Source organism: Chryseobacterium fluminis (assembly GCF_026314945.1).
In the GTDB taxonomy this organism is placed as follows: Bacteria; Bacteroidota; Bacteroidia; order Flavobacteriales; family Weeksellaceae; genus Chryseobacterium; species Chryseobacterium fluminis.
In genome coordinates this window covers 3,008,681-3,024,298 of the sequence record NZ_CP111121.1, presented here as the reverse complement: position 1 = coordinate 3,024,298, position 15,618 = coordinate 3,008,681, and the positions used below count along the sequence as shown (strand labels likewise).

General features: G+C 38.1%; 14 protein-coding genes. 6 read left to right on the top strand and 8 right to left on the bottom strand.

Features of this window, described 5'->3' with window-relative positions:
- Positions 1 to 39: 39 nt before the first annotated feature.
- The 6 genes from mutL (at position 40) to ODZ84_RS13770 (ending at position 5,427) form a co-directional block, all read left to right on the top strand.
- Complete coding sequence (gene mutL / locus ODZ84_RS13795; RefSeq protein WP_266172946.1) at positions 40 to 1,818, top strand: DNA mismatch repair endonuclease MutL; 1,779 nt, start codon at positions 40 to 42, stop codon at positions 1,816 to 1,818.
- A 4-nt stretch (positions 1,819 to 1,822) separates the two neighbouring features.
- A complete protein-coding gene (locus tag ODZ84_RS13790) occupies positions 1,823 to 2,581 on the top strand; it encodes a rhomboid family intramembrane serine protease (RefSeq protein ID WP_266172945.1) in 759 nt (252 codons plus the stop codon).
- Between the two features lie 5 nt (positions 2,582 to 2,586).
- Positions 2,587 to 3,582 carry an endonuclease/exonuclease/phosphatase family protein gene (locus ODZ84_RS13785; RefSeq protein ID WP_266172944.1) on the top strand — a complete coding sequence of 332 codons (996 nt, stop codon included), beginning with the start codon at positions 2,587 to 2,589 and terminating at the stop codon, positions 3,580 to 3,582.
- 71 nt (positions 3,583 to 3,653) lie between these two features.
- Positions 3,654 to 4,628: an endonuclease/exonuclease/phosphatase family protein gene (locus ODZ84_RS13780; protein WP_266172943.1), complete on the top strand. Its 975-nt coding sequence runs from the start codon at positions 3,654 to 3,656 to the stop codon at positions 4,626 to 4,628.
- 4 nt (positions 4,629 to 4,632) lie between these two features.
- The gene (locus ODZ84_RS13775) at positions 4,633 to 4,995 is read left to right on the top strand and encodes a hypothetical protein (protein WP_266172942.1); all 363 of its coding nucleotides are present in this window, start codon (positions 4,633 to 4,635) and stop codon (positions 4,993 to 4,995) included.
- Positions 4,996 to 5,016: 21 nt separating this feature from the next.
- Positions 5,017 to 5,427: a hypothetical protein gene (locus tag ODZ84_RS13770; protein ID WP_266172941.1), complete on the top strand. Its 411-nt coding sequence runs from the start codon at positions 5,017 to 5,019 to the stop codon at positions 5,425 to 5,427.
- 31 nt (positions 5,428 to 5,458) lie between these two features.
- On the opposite strand, the gene ODZ84_RS13765 is transcribed toward ODZ84_RS13770, so the two are convergent.
- The 8 genes from ODZ84_RS13765 to murG form a co-directional block, all read right to left on the bottom strand.
- On the bottom strand, positions 5,459 to 6,973 hold the full coding sequence (locus ODZ84_RS13765) for a GH3 auxin-responsive promoter family protein (protein WP_266172940.1): 1,515 nt from the start codon (positions 6,971 to 6,973) through the stop codon (positions 5,459 to 5,461).
- A gap of 104 nt (positions 6,974 to 7,077) precedes the next feature.
- Entirely contained in the window at positions 7,078 to 7,488 is a 411-nt protein-coding gene (locus tag ODZ84_RS13760) for a BrxA/BrxB family bacilliredoxin (protein WP_266172939.1), read from the bottom strand.
- Between the two features lie 400 nt (positions 7,489 to 7,888).
- Positions 7,889 to 8,335, bottom strand: a complete 447-nt coding sequence (locus tag ODZ84_RS13755; RefSeq protein ID WP_266172938.1) for a GatB/YqeY domain-containing protein — start codon at positions 8,333 to 8,335, stop codon at positions 7,889 to 7,891.
- Positions 8,336 to 8,452: 117 nt separating this feature from the next.
- Entirely contained in the window at positions 8,453 to 10,348 is a 1,896-nt protein-coding gene (gene ftsZ, locus ODZ84_RS13750; RefSeq protein WP_266172937.1) for a cell division protein FtsZ, read from the bottom strand.
- 82 nt (positions 10,349 to 10,430) lie between these two features.
- Positions 10,431 to 11,816 carry a cell division protein FtsA gene (gene ftsA, locus ODZ84_RS13745; RefSeq protein ID WP_266172936.1) on the bottom strand — a complete coding sequence of 462 codons (1,386 nt, stop codon included), beginning with the start codon at positions 11,814 to 11,816 and terminating at the stop codon, positions 10,431 to 10,433.
- Positions 11,817 to 11,910: 94 nt separating this feature from the next.
- Entirely contained in the window at positions 11,911 to 12,858 is a 948-nt protein-coding gene (locus ODZ84_RS13740) for a cell division protein FtsQ/DivIB (protein ID WP_266172935.1), read from the bottom strand.
- Positions 12,859 to 12,945: 87 nt separating this feature from the next.
- Positions 12,946 to 14,313, bottom strand: a complete 1,368-nt coding sequence (murC, locus tag ODZ84_RS13735; protein WP_266172934.1) for a UDP-N-acetylmuramate--L-alanine ligase — start codon at positions 14,311 to 14,313, stop codon at positions 12,946 to 12,948.
- 125 nt (positions 14,314 to 14,438) lie between these two features.
- The gene (gene murG, locus ODZ84_RS13730) at positions 14,439 to 15,590 is read right to left on the bottom strand and encodes an undecaprenyldiphospho-muramoylpentapeptide beta-N-acetylglucosaminyltransferase (protein ID WP_266172933.1); all 1,152 of its coding nucleotides are present in this window, start codon (positions 15,588 to 15,590) and stop codon (positions 14,439 to 14,441) included.
- Positions 15,591 to 15,618 lie beyond the last annotated feature (28 nt).

The window sequence follows — 15,618 nt, the reverse complement described above, 5'->3', positions numbered from 1 at the left end:
TTTTCATTAACTATTTTTGTAAGTTGATTTACTTATTTTATGTCAGATATTATTCAGCTTTTACCGGATCATGTAGCCAACCAAATTGCGGCAGGAGAGGTCGTGCAAAGACCTGCATCCATCGTGAAAGAACTTTTGGAAAATGCTATTGATGCAGAAGCTACCAAAATTGAGTTGATCCTCAGAGATGCCGGAAAAAATCTGATACAGGTTGTAGATGACGGGAAGGGCATGTCCGAAACAGATGCAAGAATGGCATTTGAAAGACATGCGACATCCAAAATCAGAGGGACGGAAGATATTTTTAAGATTATAACGAAAGGGTTTCGCGGGGAGGCACTCGCTTCTATTGCTGCAGTTTCCCAGGTTGAATTAAGAACAAAACAGAAAGCTGCCGCCATTGGTACCAACATCTATATTGAAGGCGGCGTTTTTCAGTTTCAGGATCCGGTACAAACGGCGGAAGGGTCTAATTTTTTGGTTAAAAACCTTTTCTATAATGTTCCTGCCCGCAGAAAGTTTCTTAAAAACAATAATGTTGAATTCAGACATGTCATTGATGAATTTCAACGTGTTGCCCTGGCTCATGAAGGTCTGGAGTTTTCTCTGTTTCATGATGATGAGGCTGTTTTCAGGCTCAGAAAGGGAAGTCTGATGCAGCGTATTGTCGATGTATTCGGAAGAAAGTTGCAGCCACAATTAATTCCTATTAAAGAAGATATTATCTGGTGTAAGCTTCAGGGATTTGTTGCCAAGCCGGAAGGAGCTAAAAAGACCCGGGGTGAGCAGTTTCTTTTCGTGAACGGAAGGTATTTTAAAAGTGCCTACTTTAATAAAGCGGTTCAGGAAGCTTTTGACGGTCTTTTGATGCCGGGTTATGTACCTACATTCTTCCTGTACCTGGATCTTGATCCCGGGAAAATAGACGTGAATATCCATCCGCAGAAAACGGAAGTGAAATTTGAGGATGAGCATCTTATATTTGCTTTGCTCCGTTCTACGATAAAAAGATCTTTAGGGATTTATAATGTAGCACCAAGTCTTGATTTCGAGAGAGATCCGGAATTGGACAGTATGATGAATACCTCACCGAGCAAAAGCAATGGAGGAGTGCTTAGAATGCCGGAGATTATCGTTGATAAAGATTATAACCCGTTTTTGGAAGAGCGGGAGGTTTTTAATCAGGGAGAAATTCAGAACCTCACCGAAATGTATCACACCAATATCACAGCAGAGCCTTCAAAGATCAATCTCTTTGAAGATGAAGATTTTGATGAAGACTTAATGAGGTTGCCTAATGGATACTGGCTGTTCAATAAAGGAGACCGTACATTAATGCTGGATTTGGGCAGAATGCACAGGCTGATGGTTTCCGAGAACAGTAAACCTACAAAAAGAAGTGCACCGGGCAGCCATGCCCTGCTGTTTTCTCTGGAGTATCATATGAATGAGATTGAAAATACAAAGTATAAATCGATCAAAAAGTATCTCCCGGAGCTGGGGTTCGAAATAAGTGTCGCTCATGAAAGTGTATTGAGAATCGATGCCGTTCCGGAAGGGCTGAAAGAAACCCAGGTGATGAAATTCCTTGAAAATCTGTTTGAGATTCTGGAATATAAAACAGAAGAAGAATTCATGCAGTTTTATCAGAATCAGTGGGGCAAGCTGCAGTCTAAATCAAGATTCGATTTTATTTATAAAAAGGATGCGGAACAGCTGATCAAAGATTTTACGGCATTGGGTTTTCCTGAGTTTTTACCCAACGGGAAAAGATGCTTCTTTGAAGTTCCTTTTAATGATTTTAAAAATAAATTTTAAAAAGATGTTTAATAATATACCGCCAATTACGAGAAATATTATCATTATAAATATTGTTGTCTATGTGATAACTAATTTTTTTCTTTATGCTTTAGGCAATTTTCAGTTATATTCAATACTATCGGCATATTATCCTTTTTCACCGTTCTTTAAATCATGGCAGATTATTACATCAATGTTCATGCATGCTCCATTGGGAGATGGGTCAGGATTAATGCATATTTTTTTTAATATGTTTATGTTGTATAATTTTTCTTTTTTAGAAAATATATTAGGAGGAAAAAGATACTTAATACTTTATTTTCTTAGTGGAATAGGAGCTTATGTAATATTTAATGCTTGGGAATTTGTTCAGGTTGAAATTTTTGCGAGAGAATTAGAAAGTCTTGGGTTTAATATTTATGAATATTTTTCAAATACTAATCAGATTTTGAAAGGTTCCCAAGAGTCAATAGCCACGCAGAAAGAATTAATTGAAAAAATTATAAAGATAATTTCTACTCCTCTCGTTGGGGCTTCAGGAGCTATTTTTGGCGTATTAGCAGCGTTTGCTACAATTTACCCGAATACAAAACTTATGATTTTATTTGTTCCTTTTCCTATAAAAGCCAAACATCTTCTTATTTTCAGTATAGTAATTTCTCTTTTTTTGGGATACCGTGGAAATGATAGTGGTACGGCTCACTTAGCTCACGTGGGAGGTGCGCTGGTTGGGTTTCTTTTGGCAAAAATATGGAGAAAACATTTATACCGTTTTAATTAAAGCCTGTGAAAATCGTTCGTCTTATATTTTTAATTTTACATTTAGGGATTTTCCTTCTTTTAGTCGGAATGTTAATGAATGCTTACGTTCCGCCGAAAATATTTCCATGGTTCAATTTACTTTCTCTGGGGTTCCCTGTTTTGTTGACAGGGTATATACTGCTTACTTTTTTCTGGATCTTCAGCTGGAAAAAAAGAGCATTTGTCTTTATGTTTCTGGGATTAATATTCACAGGTCCTGTTAAACGATGGGTCAATTACTCACCGGATAAAAAAGAAGCTGCCGATTTAAAGATTGTTTCCTTTAATGTAAAAGCAGGAGGTACCGGAGTGGCAAATATTGAAAAATATATTAATGGTCTTCAGGCCGATGTGGTCCTTCTGCAGGAATATGGAGGGAAGAAAAAATATGAATTCAAAGGATTGAAAAGCGGCCCGGAAACCCAGCTGATTTCAATCTATTCAAAATATAAAATTATTGACCAGAAGCAGCTTATCAACAGCGATTATGAATACAATAATGCTTATGCCAACCAGACGGATATCGAAATAAAAGGGAAGACTTACCGTTTTATTAACGTGTATCTCCAGCCCTTTAAGTTTGAAAAAGAGATGGTGAAACTGAACGGCAACAGTGATGCCGACGAACAGAAGCTTAAAAATATCGTCAGAAGGCTGATCCCGACCTTTAAAATGCATCAGGAGCAGGTAGAAGAGGTTCGAAAAGGAATAGACGGTTCTCCATATCCGGTAATCCTGGCCGGTGACTTTAATTCAGTTCCCAATTCTTATGAATATTATCATTTGTCTGAAGGTTTGCAGGATGCATTTGTTGAAGCAGGGAAAGGAAGTGCAACAAGCTTTCACGACTATAAATTTCCAATAAGAATTGACTATATTTTTACCTCGGAGACGGTAAGACCGATAAGTTATAAGGTGGACCGTTCAGTAAAAATTTCAGATCATTATCCTGTAATTTCTACCCTTAAACTCAGCCGGTAAACTTATAAAAAAAGTTAAAGTATTGATCTTGGTAAAGTTTTTGCTTAAATTTGATTACTTATAAGCTTTTCATGAAATTTAACCAGATTCTGTTATTTGTCCATATTTCCGTTGCTGTATTGCTATTATGCACACTGGGAAATGCATGGGTCCCTCCTAATCTTTTGGGGGCTCTGAATCTGCTGTCACTGGGTTTCCCTTATTTAATGACTTTATATATTGTACTAACCTTGGTCTGGATCGTTAAACAGAAGAAAGTGGCCATTGCGTTTGTCCTCGGAATTTTTCTTTTTTATAACCCTATCAGACGATGGGTGAATCTTACTCCCAAAACAGCTAATGTTAAAAGCATAAGAGATATCAAGGTACTTACATTTAATGTAAAATACGGAGATTTCGGATGGGATAAAGTGAAAAAATATATTGCAGATCAGAATGCAGATATTATCCTGGTACAGGAAAGGGATACCAACAGGGCGATCAGGCAGGATCTTGTAAAATACCCTTCCGTTATTCTGAAAACAAAACATAAAATCGTCAGACAGGAAGAACTGATCACCGATAATTCGCGTGGAAATTCTTTTTACGCCGATATTGATATCAATGGTAAAATCATTAGGATTGTAAATGTTTATCTGGAACCTTTCAGACTGCATAAATCCATGCTTAAATTTAACGGAATAGAAAAGCAGGCCGGAAAAGTAAATGACCTCCTCTCTCACATGATTCCTACTTTCAAGGCTCATGAAGACCAGATCAGAAAAATAAGAAAGATTATTGATCTTTCCCCATATCCTGTTATTCTGGCCGGGGATTTTAATTCTGTTCCCAATTCTTATGAATATTATAATTTGGGAAAAGACCTCCAGGATGCTTTTTTGGTGGCTGGAAACGGAAGTTCCTCCAGTTTTCACGATTATAAGGTTCCCCTAAGGATCGATTATATTTTCAGTTCAAAATCCATTATTCCATTAAGCTATAAAGTAGATCAGTCTGTAAAATTATCGGATCATTATCCTGTAATCGCAGAATTTCTGCTAAATTAGTTCTATGAAAAACTTTCTTTTTTTAATTATTAGCTTTTTCTTTATCATAATGTCGTGTTCTAAAAAAGAGCCCGGTAATCTGTATCCTCAGGATACGCCAAAGACAAGTTATGATACGGTGCCAAAAGATTCCTTTTCTGCAGGGGCGACATCGGTAGATATTATCCGCCAGATCAGAATGTCTTCACAGAAATACAGGGATTCTGTAAAAGAGGCTTTAAAAACCCAGCAACAGGAGGAGAAATTAAAGGCAGAATTAGAAAAAGAGAATAAAAAGGTGCAGGACGAAGAAAAGAAAAAGACAGAAAAGGAAAAAAAACAGCAAAAGACTGAAACACCGGCCACTGCTGAGACAACAAAACAATAAAATTATTTTAAAATATAGAATATGAAAAAAAACATTTTGACTGCTGGTATCGTTTCTCTATTAATTGTATCATGCACAAAATCAACCACTAAAACAGAGCAGACTGAAAATCCGGATGGTTCGGTTACAACGACCACAACCACGGTTTCCGGACCTGGTGTGAACGTTGACACTTCGAAAATTAATGCGACTAAAGAAGATGTTCAGACTAAAGTTGATGAAGCCGGAAATAAAATAGATGATGCCGCTCAGAAGGCAAAAGACAGAATAGACGCTACTGCGGATAAAACGAAGCAGGACCTTCAGAAAGCAGGACAGGACATCAAAACAGAAGCAAATAAAGTTGGCAAAGACGCAAAAGCTGCTGCTGCGAAAGGAGCTTCGAAAGTTGAAGACGCCGCTAAAAAATTAAAAGAAGATTTAAGTAAATAAAAAAGAAACCGCAGATCGTTCTGCGGTTTTTCTATTTGTTCAACTCCAGCAAAGGATCGATGTATTCTCTGTCGTTGCTCAGTCTCGGTACTTTGTTCTGACCACCCAATTTTCCTTTGGATTCCAGCCAATGATAAAAAAGGTTGGGCTTTGCTATATGGACGATGGGTCTTTTTAACGTTATATCGTTGTATCGTTTGGCTTCATAATCTGAATTAATGGCTTTCAGATGCTGATCAAAAATATCCACAAAATGTTCTAAGCTATCTGGTTTTTCGCAGAATTCAAAAATCCACTCATGAGCCCCGCTTTCATTTTCTTTCATGAAAACAGGCGCCCCTGTGAAGTCCGAGACAGCTGCATTGGTTTCTTCACATGCTTTGGATAGTGCTGATTCTACATTCGTGATCATCAGTTCTTCCCCGAAAGCATTGATATAATGTTTCGTCCTTCCTGTGATTCTGATTCTGAATGGATTTACAGACGTGAAAACTACCGTGTCTCCAATTAAATAACGCCATAAGCCGCCATTGGTCGTGATGACCATTGCATAGTTTATTCCTGTCTCCACATCTTCCAGGTTGATAACTTTGGGATCTGCAGAGTGAAACTGATCCATAGGAATGAATTCGTAGAAAATGCCGTAATCGAGCATTAGAAGCATCTCATCACTATCAGATCTGTCCTGAATCCCAAAAAAGCCCTCAGAAGCGTTATAAATCTCATAATAATTTATCTTTTTTCCGATAATCTGCCTGTATTGTTCCCGGTAAGGCTTAAAACTGATACCTCCGTGAAAAAATACTTCAAGGTTCGGCCACAGCTCTGAAATGTTTTTAATATCAGTTTCTTTTAAAACCCGCTGCAGAAGGACCATCATCCAGCTGGGAACGCCCAAAATACTTCCCACGTCTTCATTTTTAACCTCAGAGACGATCGCTTTCAGCTTACTTTCCCATTCTCCCATCAGAGAAACCTTTTTACTGGGTGTGGTCGTGATCTCTACCCAAAACGGAAGATTATCAATTAAAATGGCAGAGAGATCTCCAAATTTCGTATTGAAGTCCGCATACAGTTCAGAACTTCCGCCCAGCCTCAGATTTTTATTGGTGAAAAGTTGGTTTTCCGGATGATTATTGGCGTAGATGGAAACCATATCCTTTCCTGCCTTCATGTGACAATATTCAAGACTTTCTGCTGAAATAGGAATAAATTTACTTTTTGCGTTGGTCGTTCCTGAGGACTTCGCAAAATGTTTGATATATCCAGGCCAGCTCACATCCTTATGTCCCTGTCTTGCTCTTTCGATGTAGGGTTCGAAATCTTCATAGGTAACAATCGGGACCTTACTTTTAAAGTCCTGGTAGCTTGATATAGAATTAAAACCATTCTTTCTGCCGTACTCGGTATCTTCCGCATGAAAAAGTTGGGAAAATAGAATACCCTTCTGAGTCTCAATAGGATGGTCTATGAAATTCTGGATCTGATCTATTCTCTGACGAATAAACCAGTTTACCACAGTATTGAAAAGTGCTTTCGTTGCCATTTCAACAAATATAACAATATTTGAATTTTCAGGGAATTTTTTACTCTGTTAAATAAAAAAAACCGTTACAAATAGTAACGGTTTCATATTTTGCTGTATTATTCCTAGCAATATTCATCATAAGCAGCCTGAAGATTCGCAGCAATAGCTCCTGCAGGATTTCCTTCAATATGGTGTCTCTCAAGCATATGAACCAATTCTCCGTCTTTGAAAAGAGCCACACAAGGTGAGCTTGGAGGGAATGGAGCCAAATGTTTTCTGGCTTCTACAACAGCTTCCGTATCAAAACCTGCGAAAACAGTAGTTAGATGATCCGGTTTTTTATCTCCTGTTAAAGAATAAACAACTCCCGGTCTTGCAGCTCCTGCAGCACATCCGCATACAGAATTAATTACTAAAAGAGTTGTTCCTGATTGCTTTAGAGCTTCCTCTACCTGTGCCGGTGACGTTAAATCTTCGAAACCTTTATCTGTAAGCTCTGCCTTCATAGGCATTACTAAATCTGTTGGATACATAAAATTTGTTTTTTAATCTATGCAAAGTTAAACAATTCCTGCCGTTTGTTCAATATATAAAAACTATCAGGTGATTAAGAAAATAAGATGGAAAGAATATTAATAATTTAAATATATGCTGTAATATCTAAATTAAAAACAGGTATATAGGAATAATTTTGTTAAATTTGAAATGATTCTGAAGACAAACAATATGAGAAAAACATTTACAACCTTCTGAACCCATTGAAACATTAGATTCCGTCTGAACAGATGATATGGGAGTAAGATAAAATGAAGCCCGGAACATAGATGTTCCGGGCTTCTTTAATCAAATCGATATGCAAAGGATGAATATCCGTATGGTAGTTAAGCTGAATTAGGCTAGGGAGCAGAACTTAATCCCTTACCCCGAATCTCATTATGAAAGTAATTTCTTGGCCATTTCTGAAATACTTTTACCGTCAGATTTACCTGCAAAAGTTTTGGAAGCAATTCCCATTACTTTTCCAAGGTCTTTGATCGATTCCGCTCCTGTATCAGCGATGATCTTTTTCATTTCATCCTCCAGTTCTTCCGGAGAAAGCTGTTTCGGTAAAAACTGTTCGATGACCTTCATCTGGGCTTCCTCTACTTCAGCAAGATCATTTCTGCCCTGCGCAGTAAACTGCTCATAGGAATCTTTACGTTGCTTTATCATTCTCTGAACGATAGCAATTTCCTGCTCTGTAGAAACTTCAGCGCCACGTGCTTCGGTTTTCAGTAGTAATATCTGTGACTTTACAGCGCGGAGGGAATCCAAAGCGACTCTATCTTTTGCCCGCATTGCCGTTTTTATGGCTTCACTTATGGTATTTTCTAAACTCATAATTATGATTTGAAAATTTGAAAATGAGACAATTTGAAATTTATAAAGTGGTATAACCTGTTCCTGATGTATACGGTTAACTTTCAAATTCTCAAATTATATCATTTTCAAATTAATTTAGTCTACGTCTTTATTTAAAAATCTGTTCTCTCTGATCTGCATGTTTCCGTTGTTATCAGACAGATAGGTATTGATGTTTTGTTCTGAAGCATTGTTTCCGTCGATAGAAATATTCTTTCTTTTGAATGCAGGCACAGATTCGAATTCGCTGGTGCTGTCAAAGCTCTGATAGCGCGAGTTGAATTCCTTCAGTTTATTTCTTCTTTCGATAATTCTTTCCTGATCTACCGTTTTGTTAACAAAGGTAAATTCTGAATCTGCCGGCTGGGGCGTTTCAGTTTCTCTTTTGTTTTCAATAGTAGTTCTGGTCTCTTCCTGATAAAAGGTCTCAATCTTCTGAGTCGTTTCTTCAGTAATCTGAACTGCTGTATTGGCTGGTACCTGAAACTCTGCTTTGGGCTGTCCGTAATCTGATTTAGGCTCATTGACAGAGTCATTCACAAAGAAACTGAATTCAACAGGTTTCGATTCTGAAAAAGTATTATTCGGCGTTTGTTCTGTCCGCGGCTCTTCTTTTTTCTCGAAATCAAATGAAAAAGACTGAATTTCCAGATCATTCGGATCTTCACTGTCATCTTCTGAAGAAAACAGACTGTAAGACTCCTCGTGTTCTTCTTCATTTCTCCAGTGATGAGAAGGGGTATCTTCTTCGTTATCAGAGAATCTTACTTCCGTTTTTTTCTCTTCACTGTCAATAATCATTTTTTTTTCAGTGGACGTCATGCCAAACTGAGGGCTTTCATTGTCCTCATCATCCAGTCTGAAGTGGTTTTTATCTCCGAAATTATAGTTGTATTCAGGAGCAGCAGATCCTCTTTCTTCTCTCGTTTTAAAAGGAGATTCTTTCGGAGTATCCAAACTGTCGTTAAGGCTGATTTTTATTTTTTCTGTAGGTCCTGCAAATTTCTTGTCTTCGTTTGAAAAACCTGTTGCGATAACAAGAACACTTACTGCATCCCCTAATTCGTCATCAGCACCCACCCCGAAAATAATATCAGCAGTATGTCCTGCTTCTTTCTGGATATGATCCATGATGATACCGATCTCATCCATGGTTACTTCTTCGGCACCACTTCTGATCAGCAACAGCACGTTTTTAGCGCCCGTAATTTTATTATCGTTCAACAACGGAGAATCCAGTGCTTTCCTTACCGCTTCTTCTGCTTTATTTTCACCGGAAGCCGTCCCTGTAGACATCAGTGCTGTACCCGAATTCTGAAGGACAGATTTCGCGTCCCTGAAGTCAATGTTTACATCGAAATAACCGGTAATCACTTCCGCCATTCCTTTGGCAGCATTGGTTAATACCTCATCAGCTTTGGAGAATCCCTGTTTAAAACCAAGGTTTCCAAACTGCTGTCTTAATTTGTCATTATTAATAACAATTAAAGAATCAACATTATTTCTTAATTTATCAAGACCGTTTTCGGCCTGCTCTAATCTTCTTTTACCTTCAAAACTAAAAGGAACAGTCACAATACCTACGGTTAAAATACCCATGTCTTTGGCTACTTTAGCAATGACAGGAGCTGCACCCGTACCGGTTCCGCCACCCATTCCGGCGGTAATGAAAACCATCTTGGTGTTTTGCCCCATGGCTGCCTTAATATCTTCGATGCTTTCGATTGCCGATTTTTCGCCCACTTCCGGATCGGCACCTGCTCCAAGACCTTCTGTGATCGTAGTTCCCAGCTGTACCTTATTGGCAACCGGGTTATTGTCCAACGTTTGAGCATCCGTATTACAAATAACGAAATCTACTCCGTGTATCCCTTTCTCATACATGTGTTTCAGGGCGTTGTTTCCACCACCTCCTACACCGATTACTTTGATGATGGATGAATTCCCTTTTGGCAAATCAAATGAAAATCCCTGTGTTCCTATATTTTCCATGCTTATATTTTTAATAATTGATAACCGACTTATGATAATGGATAAGAAAGTCATTTATCGATTATCATTCATCATTATAATTTTACTCTACTTCTTCAAAGAATTTTTTTACTTTTTCCATCAGCGACTGACCGAATGTCAGTCTTGCTGCTTTTTTAACTTGTTGCTGTTCGCTGACCATTTCCGGCTCCTGTACCGGAGCAGCGTGTATCGGCTGAACGGTTTCTGCAGGAGCAGCACTATTTACAGTCTCCTGCTCGGATTTTTCCTGAACAACTTCCTCTTCTACAATAATAAGTTTTTTATCTCTAATTTTTAAACTTTCCATTAATAATCCTATAGAAGTAGCAAATTCAGGACCTTTAAGATACTGATTTTTATCATTGGCAATATATTCATTGGCAAAACCGATTCTGCTGTCGAAACCTGTAGTATAGTTGGCAAGCTGTCGGAGGTGCTTCAGATTTGAACCACCACCTGTCAGAACGATCCCGGCAATCAGTTTTTTCTTCTGTTCAAAAGCGCCGTACGCTTTTAATTCGGTATTGACCATTTCCAGAATTTCCTCTACTCTTGCATTGATGATCTGTGCCAGAGTTTTTAAGGAAATTTCTTTATCCGGTCTTCCGTGAAGTCCTGGAATCGTAACATAGGTACTGTCTTTTTCAAGCTCAGGAACCGCAGAACCGAATTTTACTTTGAGTTGTTCCGCATGTTTTTCAATAATTGAACAGCCTTCTTTGATATCCTCTGTAATAATTCCTCCTCCGTAAGGAATAACACAGGTATGGCGGATGATATTATCTTTAAAGATGGCAATATCGGTGGTACCACCGCCGATGTCTACAATGGCAACGCCGGCTTCTTTTTCTTCTTTTGTAAGTACCGCTTCAGATGATGCCAGAGGCTCTAAAGTGAGGGCTTCCATTTCTAATCCAGCTTCTCTTACACATCTGGCGATGTTTCGGATGCTTCCCATTTGGCCTACCACGACGTGGAAATTAGCTTCCAGACGTTTTCCGTGCATTCCAACGGGTTCTTGTATTTCACCTTCCGAATCCACCTTGTATTCTTGTGGCAGAACGTGAATAATTTCTTCTCCAGGAAGCATGACCAGCTTTTTCACCTGATCTTTCAATGCTTCAATGTCGTCGTCCGTGATGAATTTATCGGGATGTTCACGCATAATATAATCAGAATGCTGCAAAGAACGGATATGTTTTCCTGCAATTCCTACCGTAACTTTACGGATGGGCACTCCTGCGCTTGACTGTGCCTCGGACACAGCTGCTTTGATTGAATTAATGGTCTGTGAAATATTATTCACGATACCTTTGTGAACCCCAAGACTTTTCGCCTTTCCTACACCGAGAACCTCTATTTTCCCGTGTGCATTCCTCCTTCCGACTATCGCAACAATCTTTGTTGTCCCGATGTCCAGACCTACTGAATACTCTTGATTATCCATTTTTTATTTCGATTTGATTTTTTTCTGTTGATCCCTGTTTTAATGTAAAGTTAAATAAGATTATCCATCTATCAGTCCGCTAGGACGCCCTTCGTTATTCTATTTTAACTTTTGCTTTTGTTTTCGGTTTTGATGCCGTCTGTTTCTCTGTTTTTTTTGAGTCCTTGGGTCTGGTTAGTGTTTTTGTATTTTTACTTTCTTTTGAAGGTGTTTTCTTAATTTCCTTTTTTACTTCTGTTTTCTTGACCATTACAGGAGTAGGAGGCTTTGCCAGTATTTTATTCCCTGCTTTTAAAATACTGTCGTTTTCTTTGAAATAAGGATTTAAAGTAGCTACAATCTGGTTCTGATATTTTATAGAGACCATATTATATTTCTGAGGATCCTGATATACAAGGTATTTCTCTACAAATGCCTTAAAGCCTTTTACTTTTAAGTCTATATGATCTAAATCTCCCAATTCTACCTTATAATTTCCTTCACTGGTCAGAAGATTATAATCTCCATTGTTATCTTTGGATATTCCGATAAAATATTTCTTACTGAAGTCATCTTTATCGATTTTTTCAACCAGCTCTGCCAGTTTTTCATATTCATCTTTCTTCACATTCCCGGTCACCAGCATACACGGATGTGAATAGGTTTTGGAAATGGGAAACTCAATTCCCTTTTCATCGACGTAAAAGTCTCTGCCGTCTTTATTGAGCCTGAAAACAGGAACTCTCTGTTTTATATCTAAATTTAATTTTCCGTTTAAGTTCAAATATACATTGGCACTGTCAATAGCAGGTAATGCATTAATTTTCTTTTCTAAAGCAGGAATGTCGAGATCACCTATTTTTTCTGACGGGTTTTCTTTTTTTACAATTTCCCGGATATCTTTTTCATCAACAAAATAGACCTGTGTTTTTTCGTTCATTTTTACAGAAATCTTCTGGTCCGTAATCTTCTGGCTGTTGAACCTCTTCAATGAGAAACTCAACAGAAATCCTAGGAGGATGACGGTAACCGCAATTTTTAATATTCTGTATTTATTCTTCATAATTTTTGTACGATGTCTAATGTAAAAAGTACAATATTTTGATGTATTAAATTATTATTTTTTACTTTTTATTCAAAATACATTTTATCATGTACTTTGTAAAGGTTGTAACCACTCACAGACAGGGTCATATAGCGTATCGACGTTTCCTGCGCCTACTGTAAGGAGGATATCAAAATCTTTTTCTTTTATCTTCTTAAACGCATCAGCTAAAGTGGATGCTTCTTTTTTACTTAATGTCACTTTTTCCAACAGCCATTCTGAGGTTATTCCTTCAAAATTTTCCTGAAGTTCTCTTGCCGGGTATATATCAAGCAGGATTAACTCATCAGCGTGATTCAGACTCTCAGCAAATCCATCTGCAAAATCTCTCGTTCTGCTGAAAAGATGAGGCTGAAAAACCACCAGTAACTTCTTATCAGGGTAAAAGGTCCGGATCGAGCTTATCACCGCATTTATTTCTGTAGGATGGTGAGCGTAATCATCAATGTAAATTTTACCGTTCTGATATCTGTGCTTGGTATATCTTCTTTTGATTCCTTTAAAATGGGCAATTGCCTTTTTTAAAGTTTCAAAATCTACTCCTAAATTGTTTAAAATGGCAAGGGCCACCGTTGCATTTTCTACATTATGAATTCCCGGTGTTTCCCAGATAAAATCCTTAACAGTTTCGGTGGGTGTATGGAAATCAAAATAAATTTTATCATCCTCCATTCTGAGGTTATCGGAGTAGTAATCTGCCACCTCATTCACGGCATAGGTGATATGAGGTCTACCGATGTCAATTCCTTTTCTTACAAATAGATGCTGATTATCCGGAACAAGCGCTGCAAATTGCCTAAATCCTTCTTCAATGGTATTTTTATCCCCATATATATCAAGATGATCAGCATCCGTAGAAGTAATGACTGCCCAATCCGGAGAAAGGTTCAGGAAACTTCTGTCATATTCATCTGCTTCCACTACAGAATATTGCGAACCGTTATATAGAAAATTGGACCTGAAATTTTCTGAAATGCCTCCCAAGAAGCATGAAAAAGGCAGATCGGACTCCTTACAAAGATGTGCCACGAGGGTAGAGGTTGTGGTCTTTCCGTGGGTTCCGGCAACGGCAATACAATCTGTATTTTCAGTAATTAATCCTAATACTTTGGCACGCTTTAATACTTCAAACTGATGGTCATTAAAAAAATCTAGGATGTCAAGTTTTTTAATGGCCGGGGTATAAATGACCAATGTATTTTCTTTCTGTAATAAAGTAATTCTCCCGTCTATGGTATCTTCAAAAACAATATCAATTCCCTCGTTGATCAGAGCTGCAGTTAATTTGGTATTGGTTTTGTCATAGCCCAATACTTTTTTGCCCGAAGCATGGAAATAGCGTGCAAGAGCACTCATTCCAATACCTCCGATTCCCACGAAGTAAAAATTTTGATATGTTTCTAAATTGTTCATTTTTATTGTCTTAATGTATTATGTACAAGGTACAAAGTACAAGGTATAATGTATTTTACTTCGTACTTTCTACTTTCTACTTTCTACTTTGTACGTTGTACATTTTACTTTGTACATTTTACTTTTTACACTTTATCAAATATCTCGTCCACAATATCTTTTGCCGCATCCGGTTTGGCAAAATATTTCAGATTGACAGACATTTCTTCTCTTATATTTTCGTCTTCACAGATTTCTGAAAGTGTATCCCAGAATTTTTCCTGCATTTCAGAGTCTTTTACCATTCTGGCTGCGTTTTTATTAACCAGATTCATCGCATTTTTTGTCTGGTGGTCTTCTGCCGCAAAAGGAAAAGGAACCAATAAAACCGGCTTCCGGGCTACTGCCAGCTCTGAAATGGCAATTGCTCCGGCTCTTGAAACGATCACATCTGCTGCAGAATACGCTGTCTCCATATCTTTGATGAATTCCCTGATCTGTATCTGGCTGTTGGCTGTTCCCTGTGGGCCAGTTCCAGCATCCGGCGACTGACAGTGGTCAACAATATCCTTATAATCCAGTTTTCCCGTCTGCCAGATCAGCTGATAGCCTTTTTCTTTAAGGTTTTCAAGATTGTCTTTCCAGCCGTTATTTAGTGTTCTTGAGCCTAAAGATCCGCCGACAGATAAAATCGTCAGTCTGTCCTTATCAAGGCCCATTTTCTCTTTTGCCTGAGTAGTATCCTGCATTCCTGAGATAATATTCTCACGGATCGGATTACCCAGAAATTTTATTTTTTCAGCCGGAAAACCCTCCACTTTCGGGTAGGCTGTAAACACGGCTTGTGCTTTTTTACTTAAAATTTTATTCGTTACTCCGGCATGTGCATTCTGCTCCTGAATAAAAATAGGAATTCCCATTTTGGATGCTTCATACAAAGCCGGCCCGCTCGCAAAGCCTCCTGTTCCCACGGCAAAATCCGGAGCAAAAGCTTTAATGATCTTTTTAGATTTAGATAAACTTTTTAGGATTTTGAAAGGCAGACCCAAATTTGAAACCATATTTCCTCTGTCTATTCCTGCGATTTCTATTCCTTCGATCCTGTAGCCTGCCTGCGGAACCTTTTCCATTTCCATTTTTCCGTTAGCCCCGATGAACAAAAATTCTGCATCAGGAAATCTCCTTCTGATCTCGTCAGCAATAGCAATGGCAGGGAAGATATGACCTCCTGTCCCTCCGCCTGATAATAAGACGCGGATGGTTTTTGGTTTTTGGCTATTAACTGATTGATTGTCCATTTTTTTTTATCTTGTTTCTTTACTCTTG

Coding starts and splice junctions, on each gene's coding strand:
- mutL (WP_266172946.1), top strand. CDS start 40: ATGTCAGATATTATTCAGCTTTTACCGGATCATGTAGCCAACCAAATT.
- ODZ84_RS13790 (WP_266172945.1), top strand. CDS start 1,823: ATGTTTAATAATATACCGCCAATTACGAGAAATATTATCATTATAAAT.
- ODZ84_RS13780 (WP_266172943.1), top strand. CDS start 3,654: ATGAAATTTAACCAGATTCTGTTATTTGTCCATATTTCCGTTGCTGTA.
- ODZ84_RS13775 (WP_266172942.1), top strand. CDS start 4,633: ATGAAAAACTTTCTTTTTTTAATTATTAGCTTTTTCTTTATCATAATG.
- ODZ84_RS13770 (WP_266172941.1), top strand. CDS start 5,017: ATGAAAAAAAACATTTTGACTGCTGGTATCGTTTCTCTATTAATTGTA.
- ODZ84_RS13765 (WP_266172940.1), bottom strand. CDS start 6,973: ATGGCAACGAAAGCACTTTTCAATACTGTGGTAAACTGGTTTATTCGT.
- ODZ84_RS13760 (WP_266172939.1), bottom strand. CDS start 7,488: ATGTATCCAACAGATTTAGTAATGCCTATGAAGGCAGAGCTTACAGAT.
- ODZ84_RS13755 (WP_266172938.1), bottom strand. CDS start 8,335: ATGAGTTTAGAAAATACCATAAGTGAAGCCATAAAAACGGCAATGCGG.
- ftsZ (WP_266172937.1), bottom strand. CDS start 10,348: ATGGAAAATATAGGAACACAGGGATTTTCATTTGATTTGCCAAAAGGG.
- ftsA (WP_266172936.1), bottom strand. CDS start 11,816: ATGGATAATCAAGAGTATTCAGTAGGTCTGGACATCGGGACAACAAAG.
- ODZ84_RS13740 (WP_266172935.1), bottom strand. CDS start 12,858: ATGAAGAATAAATACAGAATATTAAAAATTGCGGTTACCGTCATCCTC.
- murC (WP_266172934.1), bottom strand. CDS start 14,313: ATGAACAATTTAGAAACATATCAAAATTTTTACTTCGTGGGAATCGGA.
- murG (WP_266172933.1), bottom strand. CDS start 15,590: ATGGACAATCAATCAGTTAATAGCCAAAAACCAAAAACCATCCGCGTC.